Annotated in this window: 20 protein-coding genes; 14 read left to right on the top strand and 6 right to left on the bottom strand. The window is 64.0% G+C overall.

The window, feature by feature from the left end; all coding sequences use genetic code 11:
* Nucleotides 1-58 precede the first annotated feature (58 nt).
* The 12 genes from lpdA to RCH91_RS07220 all read left to right on the top strand — a co-directional run bounded on the left by lpdA (nt 59) and on the right by RCH91_RS07220 (nt 14,530).
* Nucleotides 59-1,468 (top strand): dihydrolipoyl dehydrogenase, encoded by a 1,410-nt coding sequence (lpdA, locus tag RCH91_RS07275; protein ID WP_306533961.1) that lies wholly within the window; start codon nt 59-61, stop codon nt 1,466-1,468.
* A gap of 70 nt (nt 1,469-1,538) precedes the next feature.
* Entirely contained in the window at nt 1,539-3,479 is a 1,941-nt protein-coding gene (locus RCH91_RS07270) for an aconitate hydratase (RefSeq protein WP_306533960.1), read from the top strand.
* Between the two features lie 47 nt (nt 3,480-3,526).
* Nucleotides 3,527-5,197: an ATP-binding protein gene (locus RCH91_RS07265; RefSeq protein ID WP_306533959.1), complete on the top strand. Its 1,671-nt coding sequence runs from the start codon at nt 3,527-3,529 to the stop codon at nt 5,195-5,197.
* 54 nt (nt 5,198-5,251) lie between these two features.
* Nucleotides 5,252-6,958: an ATP-binding protein gene (locus RCH91_RS07260; RefSeq protein WP_306533958.1), complete on the top strand. Its 1,707-nt coding sequence runs from the start codon at nt 5,252-5,254 to the stop codon at nt 6,956-6,958.
* A 10-nt stretch (nt 6,959-6,968) separates the two neighbouring features.
* Nucleotides 6,969-7,946, top strand: coding sequence for a pyruvate dehydrogenase (acetyl-transferring) E1 component subunit alpha (gene pdhA / locus RCH91_RS07255; RefSeq protein WP_306533957.1), 978 nt, complete (start codon nt 6,969-6,971; stop codon nt 7,944-7,946).
* A 196-nt stretch (nt 7,947-8,142) separates the two neighbouring features.
* Complete coding sequence (locus RCH91_RS07250; protein ID WP_306533955.1) at nt 8,143-8,418, top strand: type II toxin-antitoxin system Phd/YefM family antitoxin; 276 nt, start codon at nt 8,143-8,145, stop codon at nt 8,416-8,418.
* A 4-nt stretch (nt 8,419-8,422) separates the two neighbouring features.
* Nucleotides 8,423-8,722, top strand: a complete 300-nt coding sequence (locus tag RCH91_RS07245) for a type II toxin-antitoxin system RelE/ParE family toxin (protein ID WP_306533954.1) — start codon at nt 8,423-8,425, stop codon at nt 8,720-8,722.
* A gap of 64 nt (nt 8,723-8,786) precedes the next feature.
* Nucleotides 8,787-9,773 carry an alpha-ketoacid dehydrogenase subunit beta gene (locus tag RCH91_RS07240; RefSeq protein WP_306533953.1) on the top strand — a complete coding sequence of 329 codons (987 nt, stop codon included), beginning with the start codon at nt 8,787-8,789 and terminating at the stop codon, nt 9,771-9,773.
* A gap of 14 nt (nt 9,774-9,787) precedes the next feature.
* Nucleotides 9,788-11,050 carry a dihydrolipoamide acetyltransferase family protein gene (locus RCH91_RS07235; RefSeq protein WP_306533952.1) on the top strand — a complete coding sequence of 421 codons (1,263 nt, stop codon included), beginning with the start codon at nt 9,788-9,790 and terminating at the stop codon, nt 11,048-11,050.
* 2 nt (nt 11,051-11,052) lie between these two features.
* Nucleotides 11,053-11,694 (top strand): lipoyl(octanoyl) transferase LipB, encoded by a 642-nt coding sequence (gene lipB, locus RCH91_RS07230; RefSeq protein ID WP_306533951.1) that lies wholly within the window; start codon nt 11,053-11,055, stop codon nt 11,692-11,694.
* 65 nt (nt 11,695-11,759) lie between these two features.
* A complete protein-coding gene (locus tag RCH91_RS07225) occupies nt 11,760-14,210 on the top strand; it encodes a Lon protease family protein (RefSeq protein WP_306533950.1) in 2,451 nt (816 codons plus the stop codon).
* Nucleotides 14,211-14,212: 2 nt separating this feature from the next.
* Nucleotides 14,213-14,530 carry a c-type cytochrome gene (locus RCH91_RS07220; protein ID WP_306533949.1) on the top strand — a complete coding sequence of 106 codons (318 nt, stop codon included), beginning with the start codon at nt 14,213-14,215 and terminating at the stop codon, nt 14,528-14,530.
* Between the two features lie 79 nt (nt 14,531-14,609).
* Here RCH91_RS07220 and RCH91_RS07215 read toward each other — a convergent pair whose 3' ends face one another.
* The 4 genes from RCH91_RS07215 to RCH91_RS07200 all read right to left on the bottom strand — a co-directional run bounded on the left by RCH91_RS07215 (nt 14,610) and on the right by RCH91_RS07200 (nt 21,060).
* Nucleotides 14,610-16,136 carry a S8 family serine peptidase gene (locus RCH91_RS07215; RefSeq protein WP_306533948.1) on the bottom strand — a complete coding sequence of 509 codons (1,527 nt, stop codon included), beginning with the start codon at nt 16,134-16,136 and terminating at the stop codon, nt 14,610-14,612.
* A complete protein-coding gene (locus tag RCH91_RS07210) occupies nt 16,133-18,046 on the bottom strand; it encodes a RiPP maturation radical SAM C-methyltransferase (RefSeq protein WP_306533947.1) in 1,914 nt (637 codons plus the stop codon). Before RCH91_RS07210 ends, RCH91_RS07215 begins: the two co-directional genes overlap by 4 nt.
* Nucleotides 18,047-18,056: 10 nt before the next feature.
* A complete protein-coding gene (locus tag RCH91_RS07205) occupies nt 18,057-19,898 on the bottom strand; it encodes a RiPP maturation radical SAM C-methyltransferase (RefSeq protein ID WP_306533946.1) in 1,842 nt (613 codons plus the stop codon).
* Nucleotides 19,899-19,971: 73 nt separating this feature from the next.
* Nucleotides 19,972-21,060 (bottom strand): hypothetical protein, encoded by a 1,089-nt coding sequence (locus tag RCH91_RS07200; protein ID WP_306533945.1) that lies wholly within the window; start codon nt 21,058-21,060, stop codon nt 19,972-19,974.
* 693 nt (nt 21,061-21,753) lie between these two features.
* Here RCH91_RS07200 and RCH91_RS07195 point away from each other — a divergent pair.
* Nucleotides 21,754-22,332 (top strand): helix-hairpin-helix domain-containing protein, encoded by a 579-nt coding sequence (locus RCH91_RS07195; RefSeq protein ID WP_306533944.1) that lies wholly within the window; start codon nt 21,754-21,756, stop codon nt 22,330-22,332.
* A gap of 48 nt (nt 22,333-22,380) precedes the next feature.
* Entirely contained in the window at nt 22,381-22,788 is a 408-nt protein-coding gene (locus RCH91_RS07190) for a YidB family protein (protein ID WP_306533943.1), read from the top strand.
* Between the two features lie 86 nt (nt 22,789-22,874).
* Here RCH91_RS07190 and RCH91_RS07185 read toward each other — a convergent pair whose 3' ends face one another.
* A complete protein-coding gene (locus RCH91_RS07185; RefSeq protein ID WP_306533942.1) occupies nt 22,875-23,948 on the bottom strand; it encodes an Ig-like domain-containing protein in 1,074 nt (357 codons plus the stop codon).
* A gap of 378 nt (nt 23,949-24,326) precedes the next feature.
* On the bottom strand, nt 24,327-24,785 hold the full coding sequence (locus tag RCH91_RS07180; protein ID WP_306533941.1) for a hypothetical protein: 459 nt from the start codon (nt 24,783-24,785) through the stop codon (nt 24,327-24,329).
* Nucleotides 24,786-24,895 lie beyond the last annotated feature (110 nt).

Genomic DNA, 24,895 nt, shown 5'->3' with positions numbered 1-24,895 from the left:
AAGCAGCCCTCCTTCAGGCGCGAACACGAAATTTCACGGCAACAGATCGGGAGGATTCATGGCCAACGACACATACGACCTCATCGTCATCGGCGCTGGCCCCGGCGGATACGTGGCCGCCATCCGCGGGGCCCAGCTCGGCATGACCGTGGCTGTGGTGGAGAAGCGGGAGGCCCTGGGCGGAGTCTGTCTCAATGAGGGGTGCATCCCCAGCAAGGCTCTCCTGGACTCCTCGGAGCTCTTTTCCCTGGCCCGGGACCGGTTCGCCGGCCACGGTATCGCCATTGATCCGCCGCGGCTCGACCTGGCCCGGATGATGGCCCGCAAGGACGATGTGGTGAAAAAGCTGACCGACGGGGTCGCCTTTCTCCTCAAGAAGAACAAGATCGCCTGGGTGCAGGGGACGGCGCGCCTCGCCGGTGTGCGGGATGGCGCCCATGGGGTGGAGGTGACGACGAGCGAGGGGACGCAGCAGCTCCGGGGGAAGCGGGTGCTCCTGGCCACCGGCAGCGAGGCCGCGGCGATCCCCTTCATGCCCTTTGACGGAGACACGGTGGCGAGCGCCCGGGAGGCCCTCTCCTTCGACCGGGTGCCGGAGCATCTGCTGGTGGTGGGGGCGGGGTACGTGGGCCTGGAGCTCGGGTCGGTGTGGCGGCGGCTCGGGAGCCAGGTGACGGTGGTGGAGATGCTGCCGAAGATGCTCCCCAACACCGACGGCCAGGTGGCCGACACCCTGATGCGCTCCCTTAAAAAGCAGGGAATCGCCTTCAGGATGGAGACAAAGGTGACCGGCTTCGCCAAACGGGACGGTAAGGCCGTGGTCACCGTGGAGTCCGGCGGGGCCACCGAAGAGATCGCCTGCGACAAGGTGCTGGTGGCGGCTGGGCGTCGCCCCCTCACGGCGGGGCTCGGCCTGGAGGATCTGGGAGTCCGGCTGGAGGAGGGGCGGATCGCGGTGGACGCAAACTACCTGACCTCGGTGCCGGGGGTCTACGCCATCGGCGACCTGATCCACGGCCCCATGCTGGCCCACAAGGCCATGGTGGAGGGGGAGGTCTTCGCCGAGCGGCTCGCCGGTCAGGCCTCGGTGGTGGACTATGCCTTCATCCCTGGTATCGTGTATACGTGGCCCGAAGCGGCCGGCGTGGGGCGGACCGAGGAGCAGCTGAAGGCGGAGGGAGTCGCGTACAGTGTCGGTAAGTTCCCCTTCATGGCCAATGGCCGCGCCAAGTGCATGGACGAGACGGAGGGGTTCGTGAAGATTCTTGCCACCCCAGACACCGGCCGGGTCCTCGGTATCCACGTCATCGGTCCACGGGCCTCGGACCTCATCGCCGAGGCGGTCACCGTCATGACCTACGGCGGCAGCGCTGCCGACATCGCCATGACCTTCCACGCCCACCCGACCCTTGCCGAGGCCATGAAGGAAGCGGCCCTGGATGTGGAGAAGCGGGCGATACATGTGTGACGGGTAGGGGCACGGTTCCCGCGCCCAGGGCGGGGAAACCCCGCCCCTACGGTCCAATGAGGAGAGTGATATGTCCAAGAACCTCGCAACAAAGATCCTCGAAGCGCATCTCGTCAAGGGTGAACTGAAGCCGGGCACCGAGATCGCCCTGAAGATCGACCACGCGCTCCTCCAGGACGCCACCGGCACCATGGCGATGCTGGAGTTCATCGCCATGGGGGTCGACCGGGTGAAGGTGGAGCTGGCGGCCCAGTACATCGACCATAACCTCCTCCAGACCGACAACCGCAACGCCGACGACCATGTCTTCCTCATGACCGCGGCCCAGCGGTTCGGCATCCTCGTTTCCAAGCCGGGGAACGGGGTCTCCCACCAGGTGCACCTGGAGCGCTTCGGCGTGCCGGGCAAGACCATGCTCGGGGCCGACTCCCACACCACCTCCGCCGCCGGCCTCTCCATGATCGCCATCGGCGCCGGGGGGCTCGACGTCTCCCTGGCCATGGCCGGGCATCCCTTCCACCTCCCCTGCCCGAAGATCTGGGGGGTGAAGCTCACGGGAGAGCTCCAGCCCTGGGTCTCGGCCAAGGACGTGATCCTGGAGATGCTCCGTCGCCACACGGTGAAGGGGGGCGTCGGGAAGATCATCGAGTACTACGGCCCCGGCGTGGCCACCCTCTCGGCCACCGACCGGGCCATCATCGGCAACATGGGGGCGGAGCTGGGGGCCACCACCTCCCTCTTCCCCTCGGACCACCGGACCCGGGAGTTCCTGGAGGCCCAGGGGCGTGGTCAGGCCTGGCAGGAGCTTGCCGCCGACCCGGACGCCGCCTACGACGAATACGAAGAGATCGACCTCGCCACGGTGGAGCCCCTCATCGCATGCCCCTCGTCGCCGGGCAACGTGGTGCGGGTGGCCGACATCGAGGGGCTCAAGGTGGATCAGGTGCTGGTGGGGAGTTCAGCCAACTCCGCCTTCCGGGATCTCATGTCCGTCTGCTGCATCCTGGACGGCCGCCGCGTCGCCCCCCACGTTTCCTTCAACGTGAATCCCGGCAGCCGCCAGGTGCTGGAGAACGTGGCCGACCAGGGGGGGATCATGATGCTCCTGCTGGCCGGTGCCCAGATCCACCAACCGGGGTGCCTCGGCTGCATCGGCATGGGACAGGCGCCGGGGACCAACCAGGTGAGCCTCCGCACCTTCCCCCGCAACTTCCCGGGGAGAAGCGGCACGAAGGATGACAAAGTCTACCTCTGCTCCCCCGAGACGGCGGCCGCCGCCGGCATCTTCGGCGTGGTCACCGACCCCCGCAAGCTGGAGAGCCTCATGCCGTGGCCCAACGTGCAGAATCCGGCGAAATACGTCCTGGACGACTCCAGCATCATCTTCCCCCTCCCACCGGAGGAGGCGAATCAGGTGGCAATCGTCACCGGCCCCAACATCGTCCCGTTCCCCGACTTCGACCCCCTCCCCGAGACCCTGGAGGCGGAGGTCATCCTCACCGTGGGGGACAACATCTCCACTGACACCATCATGCCGGCCGGCAACAAGGTCCTCCCCTACCGCAGCAACATCCCCGCCATCAGCCAGTTCGTTTTCGAGCAGCTGGATCCCGAGTTTCACACGCGGGCGAAAGAGAAGGGGAGCGGCGTGGTCATCGGCGGGGAGAACTACGGCCAGGGGTCGAGCCGGGAACACGCGGCCCTGGCCCCCCGCTATCTGGGCATCCGGGCCAAGATCGTCAAGAGCTTCGCCCGTATCCACAAGGCCAATCTGGTCAACTTCGGCATCCTGCCGCTCACCTTCAAAAGTCTCGCGGACTATGACCTCCTGAAGCAGGGGGACCGCCTGGTCTTTCCCGACGTCAGGCGGCTCGTGGCCTCCGGTGCCACGGAGATACCGGTGCAGGTGGAGGGACGGGAGATCGTCACCCTTCTGGAGGTTTCCGACCGGCAGCGACAGGAACTCCTGGCCGGCGGGACCCTGAACTTCGTGAAAAGTGGGAACGTGTAGGGGCGCGGAATGGGGGAGCCCATGGGGCGTGACGGGGGGAAGAACCGGTGCGTTTGAACAGGGCGGTCCTATGGGCGCTGCTGGTGTTTTCCCTTTTCATGGGGATCGGCGCGGTGCTTGCCGGAGAACTGGTGCGCGCACGGCAACAGGAGTGTCGCCAGGCCGTATCACAGATTGCCGCCAACGCCGCCTACTCCCTTGAGCGCCAGCTTTTCCGCTCCCTGTCGGCCACCAGCGCCCTTGCCGCAATACTGCGACAAAACGGCAGGATAGAGAACTTCGATGCCCTGTCGGCCGAGATGATCAACGTCTACGGCGAAATCAGCGCCCTCCAGCTAGTGCCCAATGGTGTCATCACCCAGGTCTACCCCCTGGCCGGCAACGAAAAGGCTGTCGGATTTGACATCCTCCGTGATCCTGCCCGCAGCTTCGAAGCTTTGCGGGCCATCGAGTCGCGCCGGCTGTCCCTCGACGGTCCCTTTGAGCTGAGGCAGGGGGGGACGGCGGTCGTTGGCAGACAGGCGGTGTTTCTTCCCGATGGCCGGGGTGGGGAGCGATTCTGGGGATTCACCGCCGTGATTATCCGGTTGCCGGCGTTGATGGCTGCCGGCAACCTGGGTCTGCTCGAGAAGAACGGCTATGCGTATCAGGTGTCCCGAATTCACCCCAACACCGGCGAAAAAATAGCATTCGCCCATGGGGGCGGCACTTCGCTGACGGACCCGGTCGAGTTCACCTTCCCTGTTCCCAACGGCAAATGGGTGCTGGCGGTGTCGCCGTCTGCGGGGTGGCTCACGCTCTCCGAAATCCTGTTGTACGGCGCCACGGTCCTGGGCGTCAGCCTTGCCCTTGCCGGCCTCGCCTATGTGGTGCAGCGCCAGCCGGAGCTGCTGCGCTGCGAGGTGGCGAAACGAACGGCCGAGCTCGAGGCTGCCAGGAGCCGCCTCGAAGCGGAGGTCCGGGAGCGGGTGCGGGTCGAGGAGGAGGTCCGGCGCCTCAACGCCGACCTGGAGCAGCAGGTCGCCAAGAGAACCTCCCAGCTGGCGTCCGCCAATCAGGAGCTGGAATCGTTCAGCTATTCGGTATCCCACGATCTTCGGGCGCCCCTGTGCACCATCGAAGGATTTACCCGGATCCTCAGGGAAGAGCATGCCGGTTCCCTGGACGAAAACGGCAGACAGGTCCTGATGCGGATCTGCAAGGCCGGCGACCGGATGAAGGAACTCATCGACCATCTCCTCGAATTGTCCCGGGTGAGCCGGGGGGAACTGGTCCGGCAGAAAGTCGATCTCAGCGCCATGGCCCGGGAGGTCGCCGCGGAATTCCAGGGGGGCGATCCCGGCCGTTCCGTGACGTTCAGGATTGCCGACGGCATTGTGGTGTCGGGTGATGCCGGGCTTTTGCGGGTAGCCCTCGAAAACCTCCTGGGCAATGCCTGGAAATATACCGGGGGGACGGAGGGGGCGCTGATCGAGTTCGGCGCCGACGGGAGCGGGGGGGAGCGGGTTTTTTTCATCAGGGACAACGGCGCCGGCTTCGACATGAAGTACGCCGACAGGCTCTTCGGCGTGTTCCAGCGGCTGCACAGCTCCGCGGAGTTCGAAGGGATAGGGGTCGGGCTTGCCACGGTGCAGCGGATTATCGTTCGCCACGGCGGACGGATCTGGGCCGAGGGGGCTGTCGGCAGCGGCGCCACCTTCTTCTTTACCCTGGGGTAAGTGCGGCGTTTGCAGCCCAGCAGGAGGATTGACTGTCGCGTGGGGGATGAAGCCATGAGAAATGGCGGCCCGATAGGGGGGGCGGTACTGCTCTTCGCTGTTTTCCTGGGAGCCGGCGCGTTCTTTGTGCACCAGGTGGAGCAGGGACGCCGGCATGAGCAGCGCCGGAACGTGGCCCAGTTGGCCATGGGCGCTGCCCATTCGCTGGAGCATCAGATATCCAGTTCTCTGTCTGCCTCCTACGCTCTCGCCGCCATCCTGCGCCAGGCTGGCACCATCAGGGACTTCGACGCCCTTGCCGCCGAGATGATCCGGATCTACGGCGGAATCAACAGCCTCCAGCTCGCTCCGGGGGGGGTCATTACCACAATCTACCCCCTGGCCGGCAACGAAAAGGCCATTGGCCACAATCTTCTCCAAGATCCCCTGCGGCGCACCGAGGCGCTGCGGGCGGTCGAGAGCCGGCAAATAGCCCTTGCCGGCCCTTTCGAGCTGAGGCAGGGGGGGGTGGGGGCCATCGGCAGGCTGGCGGTTTTCGTTCCCGACGGAGTCGGTGGGGAGCGCTTCTGGGGCTTCGTCACGGTCATGATGCGCCTCCCGGACCTGATCACGGCAAGCAATCTGGAATCCCTCGAAAAGGGTGACTGCGGGTATGAACTTACCCGGCTCAACCCGGATACCGGCCGCTGGGAATCCATTGCCCGCTCCGACGGTCCGCTCCAGGCACCGGTGGAAAGTACCATCGATGTCCCCAACGGGAAGTGGAAGTTGGCCGTGGCGCCGAAGCACGGATGGCAGAACTCTCCATTTTCCCCCCTGAATTACCTCCTGGTGGGGGGGATCAGCGGCATCCTGGCGTTTCTTGCCTATCTCATGCTGAGACAGCCGGGAATGCTGCGCCAGAAGGTCCTCCTGCGGACCGCGGACCTGGAGGAGGCCAACCGGCAGTTGGAGGCGGAAATCCGCGAGCGCCGCCTCGCTGAAGATAAAGTCCGCTGCCTCAATGCCAACCTGGAACGGCGGGTCGCCCAGCGGACCGCCCAGCTCGAGGGTTCCAACCGGGAGCTGGAGTCGTTCAGCTATTCGGTCTCCCATGACCTGCGAGCCCCCTTGCGGCATATGGAGAGCTTCAGCCGCATCCTTGCGGAAGATCATGCCGAGCAGATCGACGAAGGGGGGCGGCAGTGCCTGGAGCGGATAGAGGCGGGAATTCGGCGCATGAAGCTGCACATAGACAGCCTGCTGCAGCTTGCCCGGCTCGCCAGGGATCCGTTGCGAATTTCCACGGTCGATCTGAGCGGCATGGTCCGTGAAATCTCCGCCGAGCTGGCAGCCTCCGGGCCGGGACGCCGGGTTTCGTTTACGGTGGCTGACGGCATAGCGGCCAAGGGAGACGCAGACCTTCTCCGGATAGGGCTGGAACACCTCTTCGGCAACGCGTGGAAGTTCACCGAAACCCGCAGCGAGGCTCGAATCGAATTTGGCGCCTCGGAAACCGGCGGGAGGCGGGTCTTCTTCGTCCGGGACAACGGCGTCGGCTTCGACATGCGGTATGCCGACAGGCTCTTCGGCGCCTTTGAGCGGCTCCACGGGGCCGATGAATACGAAGGCGCCGGCATCGGCCTCGCAGCGGTCCAGCGGATTATCCGGCGGCACGGCGGGGAGATCTGGGCCGAAGCAAAGGTAGATGCAGGAGCCACCTTCTTTTTCACGTTGAACTCACCGGGGCGGCCCGAGAGCGAGCCCGACCCGCACAGATAGCGAGGTTCCCATGGAATCGAAACTCCGCGCCATTCTTTCCGACGCAGAACTCCTCAGGATGTACGAGCAGATGGTCCTCTCCCGCGAGTTCGAGGAGTCGTGCGCCGAACAGTACACCAAGGGGCACATCACCGGCTTCCTCCACCTCTACAGCGGCCAGGAGGCGGTGGCCGTGGGGGCCACGGCCGGCCTCCACCGGGAAGACTACATCCTCTCCGCCTACCGGGAGCACGCCCAGGCCATCGTCCGGGGGGCCGAGCCGCGGCGGGTCATGGCCGAGCTCTTCGGGAAGCGAACCGGCATCTGCAAGGGGAAGGGGGGCTCCATGCACCTCTTCGACCCGAACCTCTCCTTCATGGGGGGATATGCCATTGTCGGAGGCCAGTTCCCCATTGCCGTGGGGCTGGCCTTCGCCGCCAAATACCGGAAAGAGGGGCGGATTGCCGCCTGCTTCTTCGGCGACGGCGCCGTGAACCAGGGGACTTTCCACGAATCCCTCAACTGGGCCCGGCTCTGGGAGTTGCCGGCCCTTTTCATCTGCGAGAACAACCACTACGGCATCGGCACCTCGGTGGCGCGGGCCTCGGCCCTGCCCGACATCCATCGGCGGACCTGCGGCTATGACATCCCGTCGGAGCGGGTCTACGGCATGGACGTGGTCGCGGTGTATGAGGCTGTCAAATGGGCGGCCGAGTGGGTGCGGGAACACAACCGCCCCTATCTCATCGAGGCGATCACCTACCGCTTCCGGGGGCACTCCATGGCTGACCCCGGCAAGTATCGCAGCCTCGCCGAGGTGGAGTTGTGGAAAAGCCGCGACCCCATCCCGGCCTTCGCGAACCGGCTGGTGGAGGAGGAGATAGCCACCGAGGCCCAGCTGGAGGGGATCCGGCAGCAGGCCCTGGTGACGGTGGCCGAGGCGGTGGCGTTTGCCGAGGAGTCGCCGTGGCCGGAGGATGGGGAAGTGTGGGAGGATATCTATGTGTAAAAATCTGCCACGGAGACACGGAGAAAGACAAGGGCAGGAAGGCAGGGTGTGTTGGGTGCAAACCGTAGCAAGTCGAGAATTGGCGGGTTACGAAACCAAGCGGTTCAGCGGCCCGAATGTGGCAAATTGATTTCTTGTTAGTCCTTTTAACCGGTGCTATTGTTGGTGCTATAAGAGGTACTTTTGAGGAGGAACCATGCAACCATCCACCAAGTTTTCAGAAGACATCGTCCCGCTGAGCGATATGAAGGTTAATCCCGGTCGGATAGTCAATCAGGTTGACAAAACCCACCGGCCAGTGCTGTTGACCAACCGGGGACGAGGCGTTGCCGTTGTCCAGTCGCTTAAGGATTACGAGACGGAAACGGAGGAGCGGGCATTTCTGCGGGGGGTCGTCCAGGGGTTGATGGACCTGGAAGAGGGGCGGGAACTGGACCTTGCGGATGTGAAAAGCCGCCTTGGCCTGAGCTGAAACCATGCCGCAAAAACATACGATCACCTTTGCCGTTTCGGCGGTCGAGGATATTGAGGATATTCGCTCATGGTATGCTGACCAGCAGGTTCCTGACGTGGGCGAGCGATTGATCGGAGAGGTGATTTCCCATGTGGAACAGCTTGCCGACTATCCCGAAAGCGGCCGTATCGTGCCCGAGTTTGGGGTCGCCCATTTGCGGGAGATTATCCATCCTCCGTTTCGTATCGTCTATCGTCTCGACAAAACCCGTGTGCGCATTGTCCGGGTCTGGCGGAGTGAACGACTGCTCAAGGTGCGTTAGTCCCCGCCCGGCTGATTTCCCCTGTGTTTCCGTGTCTTAGTGGCAAATTCTGGAGGTTTGACAAATGACCGAAATGACCTACCGCGACGCCCTGAACCTGGCCCTGAAGGAAGAGATGCGCCGCGACCCGTCCGTGGTCGTCTGGGGCGAGGATGTGGCCCTGTACGAAGGCTCCTTCAAGGTGACCCGGGGGCTGTTGTCTGAGTTCGGCGAGGAGCGGGTGAAGGATACTCCCATCTCCGAGAACACCATCGTGGGGGTCTCCATCGGTGCGGCCATGGGGGGCTTGAGGCCCGTGGCGGAGTTGATGACGGTGAACTTCGCCCTTCTCGCCATGGACCAGATCGTGAACCACATGGCCAAGATCCGCTCCATGTTCGGAGGGCAGACCCATCTCCCCATGGTGATCCGGGCCCCGGGAGGCGGGGGGAGCCAGCTGGCGGCCCAGCACTCCCAGAGCCTGGAGACCTACTTCATGCACTGCCCCGGCATCCATGTGGCGGTGCCGGCCACCCCGGCCGACGCCAGGGGGCTCCTGAAGGCTTCCATCCGCGACAACAACCCTGTCATGTTCCTGGAGCACGAGCTCCTCTACAACAGCAAGGGGGAGGTGCCCGACGACCCGGAGTTCCTGGTTCCCTTGGGGAAGGCCGAGGTGAAGCGGGAAGGGACCGACGTGACGGTCGTCGCCTATTCCCGGATGACCATCCTGGCGCTGCAGGCCGCGGCGGAGTTGGAGAAGGAGGGTGTCTCCTGCGAGGTGGTGGACCTGCGGACCCTCTCGCCGCTGGACACGGAATCTTTCGTGGCATCGGTAAAGAAGACCGGCCGGGCCGTGGTGGTGGAGGAGTGCTGGCGCACCGCCGGCCTCGGGGGACACCTGGCCGCCACCATAGCCGAGGAGTGTTTCGACCGGCTCCTGACGCCGGTGCGGCGGGTGTCGGGGCTCGACGTGCCGATGCCCTACTCGCGGAAGATCGAGCGGATCTGCATCCCGCAGGTGGAGACCATTGTCGCGGCGGTTCGCGAGACGTTGAGCGGAAAATACTGATAAAGGGGTTTCGTATGCCGACCAACATAACCATGCCGAAACTATCCGACACCATGACCGAAGGCCGCCTCGTCTCCTGGAAGAAGGGGGTTGGCGACACGGTGGAGCGCGGCGAGATCATCGCCGAGGTGGAGACGGACAAGGCAACCATGGAACTGGAGGCGTTCGCCTCCGGGGTCCTCGTGGAGCAGCGGGTGAAGACGGGGGAGTTGGTGGCGGTCGGCACCGTCATCGGCGTCATCGGCGCGGCGGGCGAGGCGCCAGTGGCAAAGGAGGAGACCCCACGTCCGGCACCCGAAGCCACCTGGCAGCCGCCGGCCCCGGAGCCGGAGGCGGCAGCGACGGGGGGAGTCCCCGAACGGGTGATGGAGCTCCCCGAGGCGGTGGAGCCGTCCCCCCCGACCGCCGCCGACCATCCGGACGACACCAGGGCCTCCCCGGCGGTGCGGCGGTTGGCCCGGGAGAAGGGGATTGACCTCCGGCAGGTTGAGGGGAGCGGCCCCGAGGGGCGTATTCTCCAGGAGGATCTGGAGCGTTTCCAGGCGGGCACGAAGGTGACGGAGAAACTGCCGGCGGAGGGGGAGTCTGCCGCAGGTCCCGCTGAGGGAGGAACAGAGCCCCTTTCCCGCATGCGGAGCGCCATTGCGAAGGTGACGGGGGAGGCGTGGCGGACGATTCCCCACTTCTACGAGACGATGGAAATCGACATGAAGGAGGCGGTGGAGGTGATCCGTGAACTGAAGGGGGGCGGGCACGCCGTCACCTTCAACGATCTGGTCATCAAGGGGGTGGCCATGGCCCTGGCGGCGTTCCCTCGGCTCAACGCATCCTTTGCCGGCGACCGGATTGTGCTCCACGACGCCATCAACATCGGCTTTGCCGTGGCCATGGACGACGGGCTCCAGGTGCCGGTGGTGAAGGGGTGCCAGGGGCTCTCCCTGAAGGAGATCGCCCTCCAGGCCATGCGCCTGGCCGAGCGGGCCCGAAGCGGCGCCATCACCCAGGAGGAGATCTCCAGCGGCACCTTCAGCGTTTCCAACCTGGGGATGTACGGCATCGAGGAGTTCGCCGCAGTCATTCTTCCACCCCAGGCGGCGATCCTGGCCGTGGGGGCAGTGGCCGACCGGCCGGCGGTGCGCGACGGACATCTGGTCGCCGCCAAGACCATGCGGGTGACCCTCTCCTGCGACCACCGGGTGGTGGACGGAGCCTATGGGGCGCGGTTCCTGGGTGAATTGAAGCGGGTAGTGGAAAATCCGGTGCTGATGCTGGTCTGACGATGAACATGATTGACCTCGGCTGCCTCGACTACCACACCACCTACGCCATGCAGGAGAGGCTGGCGGAGGCGGTTGCCGACGGAACCTCCCCGGAGACGCTGCTACTGGTGGAGCATCCGCCGGTCTACACCACCGGCCGGGGAGGTCGCCGGGAAAACGTGCTCGACCCCGGTATCCGGGTGGTGGAGACCAACCGGGGGGGCGACGTGACCTTTCACGGGCCGGGACAGCTGGTCGGCTACCCGATCATCGACCTGGGGCGCCGGGGCCGCGACCTGCACCGCTACCTCCGTTTTCTGGAAGAACTCCTCATCCACGTGGCGGCCGACTTCGACGTCGCCGCCCGCCGCGAGTCGGGCCGCACCGGCATCTGGACTGACGGGGGGAAGCTCGCCTCCATCGGCGTCGGCGTCCGCCGCTGGGTGACCATGCACGGGTTCGCCCTCAACGTCGCCAATGACCTGTCCCCCTTTAGCCCCATCAACCCCTGCGGGATCGTTGCCTGCCCCATCACCTCCCTCTCCGTTGTTCTCGGTCATCACGTGCCGCTTGCTGCCGTCAGCCGTTCAGCGGCCGAGCGGTTTTCTCCCCTCCTCGACGCGTGGCTTCCCTGCCGGGAGTCTCCTGAACCGGCCCCCTGACCTTACAATTCGAGGAGACGTGGTATACTTATTCAGTTCCTATGCAATGAATAAGGAGGTTTATCATGCCCGTCACCGACCAGAGGAAACTTCTTCCCGAGCAGCTTCGCTGGAGCTGCGATCCCGGCCAGTTCGACTTCGACACCACCGACGACCTCCCCGAGCTGGAAGGAACCCTGGGGCAGGCCCGGGCCCTTGCCTCCATCGATTTCGGCCTCGATATCCGGGAGAGCGGCTTCAACCTCTTCCTCGCCGGCGAGGCCGGCACCGGCCGCACCTCCACCATCAAGAACATCCTGAAGAAGAAGGCCAAGTCCGAGCCCCCTCCCTTCGACTGGGTCTACGTCAACAACTTCAAGTCTCCTGACCTCCCCATCGCCCTGGCGCTCCCGACCGGTAAGGGTGCCGAGCTGGAAACGGACATGCGGGAGTTGATCGACGCGGTGCGCAGCATCATCCCCAAGGCCCTGGACAGCAAGGAGTACGAGGCCAACAAGGCCACCATCATCGAGGCCTACCAGGAGAAAAACAACGAACTGTTCGGAAAGCTGGAGGCCGAGGCCCAGGAGAAAGGCTTTGCCCTGCAGCGTACCGTTTCGGGGCTTGTCATGGTTCCCCAGAAGGAGGGGCGCAACTACACCCAGGAGGAATATGACGCCCTCACCAACCAGGAGAAGGAGAAGCTGGAGGAGGTGGGGCAGGAGTTGACCGAGAAACTCAACGACGTGCTCCGCCAGGTGCGTGACAACGAAAAGCAGACCAAGGACCAGCTTGCCCAGCTGGACCGGGACCTGGGCAATGCCTCGGTGGGGCACCACATTGACCCCCTTCGGGAGAAGTACGGCGACAACCCCAAGGTGGTGGAGTACCTGAACGCGGTCCAGGAGGACATCATCGCAAACCTGGAGGACTTCAAGCCCCAGCAGCCGGTCCAGTCCCCCATCCCGGGCCTTAAGCTCCCCCGGCAGGAGCCCTCCTTCGAGCGCTACCAGGTGAACGTCTTCGTGGACAACCATGACGCCCAGGGGGCGCCGGTGGTCTTCGAGCCGAACCCCACCTACAGCAACCTCTTCGGCCGCACCGAGCACATCATGCAGATGGGGGGGACGGCCACCACCAACTTCACCATGATCAAGCCGGGGGCGCTCCACAAGGCCAACGGCGGCTACCTCATCGTCGACGCCCGCGAGGTCCTCGTGAACCCCTACTCGTGGGATGCGCTGAAGCGCTGCATTCGCAGCGCCGAGATCAAGTTCGAAGACCCCCTGGAGCAGTACCGCTTCATCACCATCGTCTCCATGAAGCCCGAGGCAATACCCCTTCAGGCCAAGATCATCATGATCGGCTCGTCGTGGATCTACTACCTCCTCTACCACCTGGAGCCCGACTACCGGAAGTTTTTCAAGGTGAAGGCCGATTTCGACAGCCGCATCGCCCGCACTCCGGAAATCCTCAAGGACTATGCTCTCTTCGTTTCCACCCACTGCAAGAACGAGAAGCTCCTTCCCTTCGACCGCAGCGGCGTGGCCGGGCTCATCGAGTACTCGGCCCGGCTGGTGGAGGACCAGGAGAAGCTCTCCTCCCAGTTCATGGAGATCGCCGATCTCATCCGCGAAGCCAGCTACTGGGCCGGCAAGGCCGGCGGCGGCATTGTCACCCACGCCCACGTGGCCACGGCTATCGAACAGAAGATCTACCGGAGCAACCGGGTCGAGGAGCGGATGCAGGAGCTCTTCGACGAAGGGACCATCCTCTCGGCCGTGGACGGCGAGATCGTGGGGCAGATCAACGGCCTGGGGGTGATGCAGCTGGCCGACCACACCTTCGGCCGGCCGTCGCGGGTTACGGCGCGGGTCTGGCTTGGCCGGGCCGGCATGGTCAACATCGAGCGGGAGGTGAAGCTCTCCGGCCCCATCCATGACAAGGGAGTTCTGATCCTTACCGGCTATCTGGGGGAGAAGTTCGCCCACGACAAACCCCTTTCCTTCTCTGCCTCCATCTGTTTTGAGCAGAACTACGAAGGGGTGGAGGGGGACAGCGCCTCCTCCACGGAGCTTTACGGCCTCCTCTCCGCATTCTCCGGCGTTCCGATCCGGCAGGGGATCGCTGTCACCGGCAGCGTGAATCAGCTCGGCATGGTGCAGCCCATCGGCGGGGTCAACTTCAAGATCGAGGGGTTCTACGCCGTCTGCAAGTCCAAGGGGCTGACGGGTGAGCAGGGGGTCATCATCCCGAAGACCAACGAGCGCCATCTCATGCTGAACGACGAGGTGGTCCAGGCGGTGCGGGACGGAAAGTTCCATATCTGGAGCGTGGAGACCATTGACCAGGGGATCGAGATCCTCACCGGCGTTCCGGCCGGCGAGCGGCAGGAGGACGGCACCTGGCCCGAGGGGACCATCAACGCCTTGGTGGACAAGCGGCTTCGGGAGATGCTGGAAAGCATGAAGAAGCACAGCGTGGACAAGGACGAGAAGAAGGAGCTTCCTTCCGCCGCGACGAACGGAGGCGCGTGACGATGGAGCGGATGATGACGCTTTCTGGCGCCGTTCTGTTCCTCGGGGTGCTGGTGGCCTGTCAGTCCGGTTCCGGCGCGACCGGCGAGGCACTCTTCGCCACCCACTGCGCCGGTTGCCATCCCAAGGGCGGCAACACCATCCGGACCGGCAAGACCCTCGGCCGGGCCGACCGGGAGGCCAACGGCATCCGCACGAGCGCTGACGTGGCGGCCTACCTGCGGAACCCGGGCCAGGGAATGCCCGCTTTTTCCGAGGGGATGATTCCGCCCGGGGATGCGCTGAAGATTGGAGAGTACGTGGTGGAGACCTTCAAATAGCCGATTGCCGTACTTGGCGGGAGATGGTCCTGGCAGCTGACGAACGGGCCGTCCGATGATCGGACGGCCCGTATTTTTTCTATCTCACCCCGCTCCAGTTTTCGGTCTGGATTCTTCGCCGGACAGTGGGTGCCCCAACCCCGCCTGCGGGTGATGTTCGGGTCGCTGCCCTTCCCCGTTGCCGGATCAGCGCCGCGCCCAGGGCCCGGGCCGCGCTGGCCATGCCGGCCCCCTGCATCTCGGTGGGAAGCCCCAGGTCCACCGCCGAACGCTGGATCAGGTCACGGACAGCGAGGGGCTGGTTGACGTCGCCGGTCCGGACCTCCGGGTAGGCCTCCAGGATGAGCGCCGCCACCCCCGCTACGAAGGGGCAGGCCATGGAGGTGCCGTCCCAGGCGGCATAGCCGTCGGGAACGGTGGAGGGGATCGCCACCCCCGGCGCGCAGACGGCGATCTCCGGCCCCCAGTTGGAAAAAGAGGCGAAGAAGTGCCGGCTGTCCCGGCCATAGTAGTCACTGATCTTCAGGGCGTGGGCGCTGTCGGCCGGGAAGGTCCCGATGCGGCCGATGGCGGATACTGCCAACACTTCCGGCAGGGCTGCCGGGTAGCCGACGGCGCCGCCGTCGTTACCCGCCGCCGCCACGCAGGTGATCCCCCGGCCGTGGGCCTCGGCCAGGGCCACCGCCACCTGTTCAGACGGGTAAGGGCTGCCGAGGCTCATGCTGATGACATCGATGTAGTTGTCGATGCACCAGTTTATCGCCTCCAGGAGGTCGCTGAACCGGCCGCCGGGGAAGACCTTGAGGGAGTAAACCTCCGCTCCCGGCGCCACTCCCCGGATTCCCACCCGGTTGTCTGCCCGGGCCGCCATGATCCCGGCGCAGTGGGTGCCGTGACCCTTCTCGTCCAGGTTCCAGGCGGCCGTGTCCTGGCCGTCGAGGGTGTTGAAGCCGCCGGCGGGCGTCAGGTCCTCGTGTCCGGCGATCCCCGAGTCGATCACCGCGATCTTGACCCCTTTGCCGGTGAACGCCGTGCCGATACGGTCGATCCCCATGGCCGCGTGTCCCCAGGTACATCCCCCCCGGATCGGGAGTTTCTTGAGCGTTACCATCAGCTCGCTCTTGGCGGAGGCGGTGACCGACGGCACTACGCGGGACCAGAACCCCTGCCGGGGCGAGGCGATGAGGTAGGGGAGGAACCGCTCGTGGACGACCACTTTGGCCATCCCCTTGGCGTCGGTCTCACCCCAGTAGCTTACCTGTTTGCCGGCGGCGATGATGGTGACTCCTGCCACTGGCGTTCCGGCCTCGTCGGTCACCTTCACCCGCAGGGTGACGGCGGGGCCCGTGGGGATGGCTGGCGGAAGGCCCGGCATGGAGAGGTAGAGCTCCAGCTCCCGGTCCTCCTCCACGATCAGGTCGGGGCGTCGGGAGGCAAGTTTTTCCGCCTCCTCGCGGGTCATCTCCAGCACCCGTTGTCCACCCTTGAGGGAGCGGAGCTGTTTCGTCCCCGCCGCCGCGGCCAGGCTGTCCAGGGCCGTTTCCACTTCCCGCGGCATCACGGCGCCGCTGCGGTAGCCCACCAGGTATCGTCTCTTCTCGGTCATGAAATGCTCCTTGAGTGTGAGATTGTCTGCTTTTGGTCATGGATCGGCACCGCCAGGCTCAGGTACCGTTCTTCTTCGCCCGCCATGAAACCCAGGGCCACCATGTCGTCGAGGAACTCCCGCACGTCCCGTTCGCGGATGGCGACGGAGGGGAAGCGCTCACGCATCATTTCGACGAGGTCATCCACCGGGCGGATGACGCTGCAGGCCATGTAGATCTCCCGCTGGAGGCCTGACAGTGTCACCTGCCGGTGCGCGGCGCCGGGGCGGCCGTCGCTGAGCTGCAGGATGTCGCGGCCGACTGCTTGGGCCGTGAGGAACGCGCCGGCGGCGTGGGCCTCCTGCCACCGGGTCACGGCGGCGGAGAAGGGTTTCTCCCTATCCGGCGGCGCCACGTCGGGCCGGTAGTCGAAGTCGAAGAAGTAGGCGATGTTGGCAAGGGCGCTGTCGTCTACCGGGTAGAGGTGGCGGTAGAATGGCTTGGGGCGGATATTGAGGATGCCGTGGTGCTCCGCCTCATCGAAATAGGGGCTGAAGCGCTGGAGACAGAAGCGGGAGAAGCCGCTGGGGGGCGGCAGGTGCGCCACCCGTTCCATGAGGGCGATCATCTGCCGGTAATCCTCCTCCCGCTCGCCCGGAAAACCGGTGAGGAAGTTCCAGATGGGATAGACGCCGAACTCGGCGCAGTTCCGCAGGAGCTGGATGTTGTGGAGCGCCGTCACCCCCTTGCGCATCAGCTTCAGCACAGGGGTTGAGAGGCTCTCGATGCCGGGCTGGATCCAGAGGATCCCGGCCCGGCGCAGCTCCCGCACCTGTTCGCGGGAGAGGTTGGCCTTGGTCTCGTAGAAAATCCCCACCGGCAGGGCCATCTCCTGCAGCTTCGGCAGCAGCCCCTCGAAGTAGTCCATGGAAAAGATGCTGTCCACCATGGTCACCTGCCCGATGCCGTGGGGCTTCATATACTGTGAGTAAAGGTTCTGCAGTTCTGCCGCAACCCGGCCGGGGCTCTTGCGGCGGTAGTGGATCGTCTCGGCGTTCAGCCCGCAGAAGGTGCATTTGGACTTCTCCCCCCACCAGCAGCCCCGCGAGCTCTCCATGGGGAGGCCGCCCCCGAGGTTGGCCAGGGTCGGAAGCCGCCACTGGCGGAGCTGGGCGAACCAGTCATCGTAGTCGGGAGGGGGGAGGGTGTCCAGATCCTCCGCCAGCTGCGGCGGACCGGTCGCCACTGACTGGTCGCCGTCCCGCCAGACGATCCCCGGTATGTCTTTGACCTCTGATCCTGCCATGATCCCGCGGACCAGGGGAGGAAAGCTCAGGTCTGCCTCGCCGGAGCAGACGTAATCGACCCATGGGAACTGCCGGTGGAGTTCGACCCCCATGGCGCCGTCGCAGTTGGCCCCGCCAAAGACGATGGCCACCCCCGGGTGTCGCTCCTTCACCCGCCGGGCCAGGGCCAGGGACGCCAGGTTCTGCTCGAAGACGCTGGTGAAGGCGACGACCCGGTACTCCTGCCATGGGATGTCGTCGAGGCAGGCATCCAGGAACGGGACGGCCAGTTCCCGGATGGACCGGAACCGCTCCGCCGAGTACTCCGGCTCATGCCTGAACCGTTCGGAGGCCAACAGCCCGTTGTCCTGCTCCGGTAGAAGCCGGTCGAAGAGGGACCGGGCGAAGCACCACTCGCCGATGAGGGTTTCGCCGTCGTCCCCCAGGTAGTCGCAGATTTTTTCGTAAGTGTCGATCCCCGCCAGGGCGGCAAAGCGGAGGTTCAGGTAGCGGATGTCGCACCCGATCCCCTCCCGGGCGAGGATTGCCTTCAGGATGCTGATCCCCGGCGCCGGCCGCTTCACGGAGTAGAAGGGCATGGCGATCAGGAGGACCTTTCCGGGCGGTGGGATGGCCGCAGTCATGGCAGTCACCTCAGGCGGCCGGAATCGCCAGGCTCAGATAGCGGGAGTTTTCGCTGATCATGTAGTCCAGCGCCACCATCTCCTCCAGGAAGTCCCGCACGTCCCGCTCCCGCACCGGAAGGCGGCTGAAGGTCTCCCGCGTGTAGTCGTAGATGGAGGAGAAGTCCCGGGCGCTGCCGCAGAGCTCGTAGATCGCCTTGTGGGGACCCTCCAGATGCATCAGCGGCTGGCGCGCGGTGGAGCGGGTGTCGCGGATCACCAGGTCGCCGGCCGACTCGGCCCGGCTCTCCAGGTTTTCGCCCCGCTCGGAGCACTGGCGCCAGAACTCCACGGCCTGCTCCAGCTCCTTGTCCCAGCCGGGGGGCGGGGCGACCTTCTCGTCGAACTCGAAGTCGAAGAAGTAGGCCAGGTTGGCGATGCTCTCCTGTCCGAAGGGGTAGATGAACCGGTACGATTCCTCCGGCGTGATGCTGGCGATGCCGAACTCCTTCGGGGTGTTGAAGTAGGGGCTGAAGCGCTGCATGCAGAGGGGGATGAACCCTTCCGGCGGCGCCAGGTGGGTGATCTTGTAGATCAGGTCGATCATCTGCCGGTAATCCTCGGGCTGCTCGCCGGGGGAGCGGTAGATGATGTTCCAGGTGGGGTAGACGCCGAACTGCTTGGAGTGCTTCAGGAGCTGCACGTTCTGGAGCGCCGTCACCCCCTTCTCCATCAGCTTCAGGATGCGGGTGTTGAGGCTCTCGATGCCCGGCTGGATCCAGGCGATATTGGCCTCGGCCAGCATTCGCACCTGCTCCTCGTTCAGGTTCGCCTTCACCTCGTAGAAGAGCTTCACCGGAAGCTGGAGCCGCTTCAGTTCCGGCAGGAGATCCTTGAAGAAGTCCATGGAGAGGACGTTGTCCACCATGGAGATCAGCTTGAGGCCGCGCGGCACGGCATAGGTGTCGATCAGGTGAAGCAGCTCATCCACGATCCGGTCCTTCGATTTGCAGCGGTAGCTGATCGCCTTGCTGTTCAGGCCGCAGAAGTTGCATTGGGACTTGGCACCCCACCAGCAGCCGCGGGACGACTCCATGTGGATTTCGTAGCAGGCCTCCGGCGGCAGGGTCGACTGGTCCATCTGCCGGAAGTAGTCGGAGTAGTCGGGGACCGGGACGGTGTCCAGGTTCTTCACCACCTGGGCGCCGTGGGCCATGACCGATTCGCCCCCGTGGCGGGTCACCACCCCGGGGATCGTGTCCACCGGCTCACCCTTTGCCAGCCGCTTCACCAGCTCAGGAAAGGTCTCGTCGGCCTCGCCAGAGCAGACGTAGTCGATCTCCGGGAAGTGGCGGTGGAGCTCCACCCCCATCTCCCGCTCGCAGTTGGCTCCCCCCATGATGATGGTCTTCTCCGGGTACCGCTCCTTGATGGCCCGGGCCAGGGTGAGGGAGGAGAGGTTCTGCTCGAACATGCTGGTGAAGCCGATGATGTCATAGGAGTCCCAGGATACTTCCGCCAGGCAGCGGTCGATGAACGGCCCGATCTGGCTGCTCACCGCGAAGAGCCGGTCGAAGGAGGCATCCACCGGCCCTTTGTAGACCTTCTCCAGGTAGCGGCGGTACTCCTCGTCGGGGGGGAGGGCGCCGCCGAAGTACTCCTTGGCGAAAAGCCGCTCGCCGAAGATGTAGCGGGGGTAGATGGCGATGTCTTCGTAGGTGTCCAGGCCGATCATCTGGGCGAAGAGGATGTTGAAATACCGGATGTCGCAGGGTATCCCCTCGGTCTCGAGCCGAGGCTTCAGGAGGCTCACGCCGATGGCGGGCCATTTGGTGGAGGCGAAGGGCATGGAGATGAGCAGTACGTTCTTCATGGATTCTCCGTGTGCGGGCTGAGGCCGGGAGGGGGGCTGGAGCCCCCTCCCGTTACGTTGATGGTTCAATGTCTCATATGGGCCGGATCAGGGGCCGGGCGAGAGAACGACTGAGCCGCTGGAGCATTAGTGCCATGTTTTCCAGGGATGTCGCCGGGGTGAATGGCCGCGCTGCCGGACGATCCATGGGTCGGGTCAACGGCCGCTCGATGGGCCTGGTGATCGGCCGCTCGATGGGCCGGGTCAATGGCCGCTCAATGGGCCTGGTGATCGGTCGTTCGATGGGCCTGGTGATCGGTCGTTCGATGGGCCGGGTCAACGGCCGCTCAATGGGCCTGGTGACCGGACGCTGGACGGGTCGGGTCAGCGGCCGCTCGATGGGGCGGGTGACAGGCCGGGTCAGTGGTCGTTCGATGGGCCGGGTCACGGGCCGGGTGAGTGGTCGGTCAATGGGCCTGGTCACGGGCCGGGTGAGTGGTCGCTCGATGGGCCGGGTCACGGGCCGCTCAATGGGTCTGGTGACCGGTCGTTCGAGCGGGCGCGTGATGGGGCGCTCGACGGGTCTGGTGATCGGCCGCTCAATGGGGCGCGAGATGGGGCGGGCGAGGGGCGCGGGAGCGGTGGGTCCCGCGGCTTCCATGCCGTATCCCGTCTGGTAACCGTAGCCGCCGGCCAGCGATGCCTCGTAGTCGGCCATCCCCTGGTAGTAGGCATCGGCGCTGGGGTCGGATCCCTCCTGGTAGCCATAACCGCCGGCAAGGGCTGCCTCGTAATCGGCAATCCCCTGGAGGTAGCCCTCGGTGTAAGGATCGGACTCCTCGTAGCCGCTTCCGGAGAGGGAAGCCTCGTAGTCGGCCATCCCCTGATAATAGCCTTCGGTGTACGGGTCGGACTCCCCGTAGCCGCCGCTTCCGGAGAGGGAAGCCTCATAGTCGGCCATCCCCTGGTAGTATGCCTGGGTTATGGGATCATCCTCATGTCCCGCCCCGTAACCCAGCGACGCTTCATAGTCGGCCATCCCCTGGTAATAGGCGTGGGTCACCGGATCGTCACCGCATCCGCAGCAGCAACCTTCGGCGGCAGTCGCCGCGTCGGCCATACCCTGCTGATATGCCTGTTCTTCCGGTGTTCCGCAGCATCCTTGGTTCTCGTTTGGATTCATCGTTCGTTCCTCCGTTCATAGATAGTTGATTCGACGATATTCCCAGGTCGTTCAGCGCGAGAAAAAACCATTATTCCGGGCATTCCTCCTTTCGCGGTTCGTGGCCGCAAGCAGGCTACGGCAAAACCTCAAAGTTCACTGTGTTCGAAATGTAAATCCCCCGGGGGACCTCGCCAAGCAGTCGCTTGATTTACTCTTCGTCCGAAATGGTGAGGCGGGTGCGGTCGCAGGATGGCTGACGGAACGCCGCGTCGGAAGCCGAACGGAAGATTCAGGGTGCGGGGGTTGTGAACGCAGTGGCGCAACCAGGATTAGAGCGTCAGGTAACGTTTGAAATGCGCAGCGTTTTACGGGTACCGGGAAAAGGAACGGGTGACGCTGAAGCCGGTGACGCCCTCCTGGCGTAACACGTACTGCGGTGCTCCTGGTCAATGACTCCTCCTGAGCCATAGGGGGGGATCGCGGTGGGGACGGATCGTTGTTGGAACCACTCTAGCAGAGACTGTTGCCTGCGCAAGGAGACAGGGTCAATTTTTTCAGGAGGTTGAGCGCCAAGTGTCGTAACGTTTCCATGCATGTTTGATTGTAATTCTTTGGTTTACTTGACTTTCTTTCAAATAATGGTAATTTTCTCATGTTAAATCGTGATGTGAAGTTTTCACACTAATTGGCAGTAATGGAAAGGAGGAGGGTATGCAGCAGAAGGTATCGCGTTGGATTGTTTCACTGATGGTAGGGGTGGCGCTCGCAGTATCCGTACCGGTATTGGCGGCCCCAAAGGCCGGTGATGTTAAAGCCGTGGCCGGCCCGGTTGACCTTAACGCAGCCACCCAGGCGGAACTGGAGAAGCTTCCGGGGGTTGGCCCCGCGGCGGCAAAGAAAATCATCGCCGGCCGCCCCTATGCCTCGACGTCTGAGCTTTCGACGAAGGCGAAGCTGCCGGCCAAGACGGTTGAGAAGATCTCGCCCCTCGTCACCGTCGGTGCCGGCGCAAAAGCGGCTGCAACGCCGGCGGCGATGCCGTCCGTACCGAAGCCCGCGGCGACGGTGCCTGCCGTCAAGACGCCGAAGGTTCCCAAGGCCGCTGCCCCCGCCAATGTCGTTGTTCCCCCCGCCGGCAAGGGAATGGTCTGGGTGAATCCCGATTCCAAGGTGTATCACAAGGAAGGGAGCCGCTGGTACGGCAAGACCAAGAAGGGAAGCTACATGACCGAGGCCGAGGCCGTCAGGGCTGGGTACCGGGCGCCCAAGCAGGGTGGCAAGGAACAGTAGCCGCACAATTCTATTTACAGAGCGGAAATCATGCTCAGGGAGGAAACAATGGGACTTTTCGACGAACTGGTAGGGAAGGCTGCGCATCTTTTCGGTGGGGCCGAGGGTGAAAACCAGGGGCTTCTCCAGAACGTCATGGAGATGCTCTCCAACAAGGAAGGGGGGCTGAGCGGCCTCGTGCAGTCCTTCCAGGAGAAGGGGCTGGGCGATGTCATATCCTCATGGATCAGCACGGGACAGAACCTCCCCATCAATGCCGATCAGATCAAGCAGGGGCTGGGGAGCGAGACGATCCAGAACATGGCCGCGAGGGCGGGGGTTTCCCCTGACGACCTGAGCGCCAAGCTCTCCGAATTCCTCCCCGGCGTCATCGACAAGCTCACCCCCGACGGCACCGTCCCCGAGGGGGGGCTGCTGGAGAAGGGGCTGGAGTTTTTGAAGGGGAAGATGGGGTAAGTTGAACTCTCAGGGAAGCGCAATTGGAAAGGGGGCGATGGCCGGATGGTCGTCGCCCCCTTTCCGTCCCAATTGGCATTCCGGTTTCAGTTGCCGGTCGTGAAGGTCCACTCGTAGATATTGGGCATCTGGTTGCCCGACAGGTCCCTCACCCGGATTCTGAACGTGTAGTCTTTGTTAGCGGTGAGTGGGGTCGTTGGCGTCATGGTGATCATGTTCGTTGCGTAGTCGACGACAATCTTTGTCGCAATCCCGTTGATGCTCCCCAGAATATCGGGATAGATCGCCTCATCGAAGGTGACGGAAATGGACGTTCCGCTCGTCGGGACGTTTGGGGCTCCTGCCGCCGGGCTGACTCCCAGGACTCTGGGGGCGGTGCCGTCGACACCTGCGCCAGTGGTGAAGCTCCACGACACTGGAGCGGCAAGGCCGTTGTCGGCCAGGTCCTTAGCGTCTGTCGTGAGGGTTACAATGTAGTCACCGGGAATGAGAGGAGTGTCCGGCGTGAAAACTACCACCTGTCCGATAAGGGAGAATGTTCCCGGGACTGGAATGCCAACCGTAACAGCCGGCACTAATTGTATCACCTGCGCTAGGGAGAACGCCGAACTGAACGTGGAAATGTCCATCGGTTCGCTGAAGGACATGGCTATGGACGTATTGGTGCCGACGCCGGTTGCGTTGTCTGCGGGCGCCTTGGAATTGAGGACGGGAGGGATGATATCGGCCCCAGCGCCTGTCTCGAACTTCCAGGTGTAGTCGGCCGTCATGACGTTGTCCGCCGTATCCGTGACCCTCCGTTTGACCGTGACGGTGTAAGTTTGGTTTCCCAGCAGAGGAGAAGGGGTGATGGTGGCGATCTTGTTTGTTTCGTCATAGGTTACGGTGTTGATGTCGGCAGTGGTGCCGGCTCTTGCAAGCTCGAAGGTGTCCTTGGTAACCGTGGCGGGCTCCACGGCCTCGCTGAAGGTGACGGTAATCTTTGTGTTCGTACCCACGTTGGTTTCGTTGTTCACGGGTGTTGTGTAGACCACCGAAGGGGGGATGGTGTCGACAATCACGCCGCTGCTGGACCCTCCCCCACCTCCACCACCTCCGCACCCGGCGACGAGGGCACCAAGAACCATTGCAGCGGAAAATACCTTCAATAAACCGTTCATCACAATTCCTCCCCTGAGGTATAACGTTGGTGTCCAATCCGTGGAACAAGAATCTGGCGGTCGCCATCACTGCGCTGAAAAGCGCAGTATTGGACAAGATTAGAGTATTTTACGCTTTCGTCAAGGCTGATGTTGTCACAAATTCTCAATAAACAGTCCCCTCCCCCCTGGCGGGGGAGGGTCAGGGTGGGGGGGAGCTAGCCATGAAATCAGCAGGTTGCAGCTTCACCCACCCCCTGACCCCCTCCCGTCAAGGGAGGGGGGAAAGACTTTTTACGACAGCATCAAGGCTGGAGTGTGAAAATTGAGCGTCCGGGATGAAAAAGGCCGCCCACGGGGCGGCCTTTTTTCACTGTTGTGATGAATGGGGTGAAGGTGTTATTTGACCTCACCCGCCGGTTTCGGCTGTTCCTTCTTGAGTTCCTTGCGCTTCTCCCAGCGCTCCTTGGCCTTCTCCCGCATGGCGTCGGCCTTCTGGCGCTGCTCGGGGGTGAGGTGTTCCCCGATTTTTTCGTGGTGCCTGTCGCGTATCTCCCGCATCTTCTCCCGCTTCTGGGTGCGGGTGAGGGTGGTGTCGTCGCGGATGGTCTTCATCTCCTTTATCTCATCCTGGAGAATCGGCCTGATCTTCTCCTTCTGCTCGGCGTTGAGCCCGAGGTTTGCCTCCATCCGTTTAAGCATCAGTTCCGGGTCCATTTTCTGGGTCTTGCCGGCGCACCTCTTCGGCCCCATGCCCGCTCCTGCCCCCGGTCCGGTCTGGGCCACTGCCCCCTGGTTGATTCCGGCAAGGGCCACGATGACAGCGGCGGCCGCCAGCGCAAAACTGATCCGTTTCATCTCCGTTCCTCCTTTGTTCGGTAGGTTACGCGTATACTGACAGAAACGCCCCAGGGGCGATGCCGGTTGACATGACCCTCCAACAAAATCGTGGTCCCTCTCCGGAGGGG

It is taken from the genome of Geobacter sp. (genome assembly GCF_030834625.1).
GTDB lineage: Bacteria > Desulfobacterota > Desulfuromonadia > Geobacterales > Geobacteraceae > Geobacter.
Note: the sequence above shows the minus strand (reverse complement) of the source record. Positions and strands in the feature narration are given on the sequence as shown.

What these genes read in the sequence shown, in the direction of transcription:
- lpdA (WP_306533961.1), top strand. Translation starts at nt 59, where the DNA reads ATGGCCAACGACACATACGACCTCATCGTCATCGGCGCTGGCCCCGGC.
- RCH91_RS07270 (WP_306533960.1), top strand. Translation starts at nt 1,539, where the DNA reads ATGTCCAAGAACCTCGCAACAAAGATCCTCGAAGCGCATCTCGTCAAG.
- RCH91_RS07260 (WP_306533958.1), top strand. Translation starts at nt 5,252, where the DNA reads ATGAGAAATGGCGGCCCGATAGGGGGGGCGGTACTGCTCTTCGCTGTT.
- pdhA (WP_306533957.1), top strand. Translation starts at nt 6,969, where the DNA reads ATGGAATCGAAACTCCGCGCCATTCTTTCCGACGCAGAACTCCTCAGG.
- RCH91_RS07250 (WP_306533955.1), top strand. Translation starts at nt 8,143, where the DNA reads ATGCAACCATCCACCAAGTTTTCAGAAGACATCGTCCCGCTGAGCGAT.
- RCH91_RS07245 (WP_306533954.1), top strand. Translation starts at nt 8,423, where the DNA reads ATGCCGCAAAAACATACGATCACCTTTGCCGTTTCGGCGGTCGAGGAT.
- RCH91_RS07240 (WP_306533953.1), top strand. Translation starts at nt 8,787, where the DNA reads ATGACCGAAATGACCTACCGCGACGCCCTGAACCTGGCCCTGAAGGAA.
- RCH91_RS07235 (WP_306533952.1), top strand. Translation starts at nt 9,788, where the DNA reads ATGCCGACCAACATAACCATGCCGAAACTATCCGACACCATGACCGAA.
- lipB (WP_306533951.1), top strand. Translation starts at nt 11,053, where the DNA reads ATGAACATGATTGACCTCGGCTGCCTCGACTACCACACCACCTACGCC.
- RCH91_RS07225 (WP_306533950.1), top strand. Translation starts at nt 11,760, where the DNA reads ATGCCCGTCACCGACCAGAGGAAACTTCTTCCCGAGCAGCTTCGCTGG.
- RCH91_RS07220 (WP_306533949.1), top strand. Translation starts at nt 14,213, where the DNA reads ATGGAGCGGATGATGACGCTTTCTGGCGCCGTTCTGTTCCTCGGGGTG.
- RCH91_RS07215 (WP_306533948.1), bottom strand. Translation starts at nt 16,136, where the DNA reads ATGACCGAGAAGAGACGATACCTGGTGGGCTACCGCAGCGGCGCCGTG.
- RCH91_RS07210 (WP_306533947.1), bottom strand. Translation starts at nt 18,046, where the DNA reads ATGACTGCGGCCATCCCACCGCCCGGAAAGGTCCTCCTGATCGCCATG.
- RCH91_RS07205 (WP_306533946.1), bottom strand. Translation starts at nt 19,898, where the DNA reads ATGAAGAACGTACTGCTCATCTCCATGCCCTTCGCCTCCACCAAATGG.
- RCH91_RS07200 (WP_306533945.1), bottom strand. Translation starts at nt 21,060, where the DNA reads ATGAATCCAAACGAGAACCAAGGATGCTGCGGAACACCGGAAGAACAG.
- RCH91_RS07195 (WP_306533944.1), top strand. Translation starts at nt 21,754, where the DNA reads ATGCAGCAGAAGGTATCGCGTTGGATTGTTTCACTGATGGTAGGGGTG.
- RCH91_RS07190 (WP_306533943.1), top strand. Translation starts at nt 22,381, where the DNA reads ATGGGACTTTTCGACGAACTGGTAGGGAAGGCTGCGCATCTTTTCGGT.
- RCH91_RS07185 (WP_306533942.1), bottom strand. Translation starts at nt 23,948, where the DNA reads ATGAACGGTTTATTGAAGGTATTTTCCGCTGCAATGGTTCTTGGTGCC.
- RCH91_RS07180 (WP_306533941.1), bottom strand. Translation starts at nt 24,785, where the DNA reads ATGAAACGGATCAGTTTTGCGCTGGCGGCCGCCGCTGTCATCGTGGCC.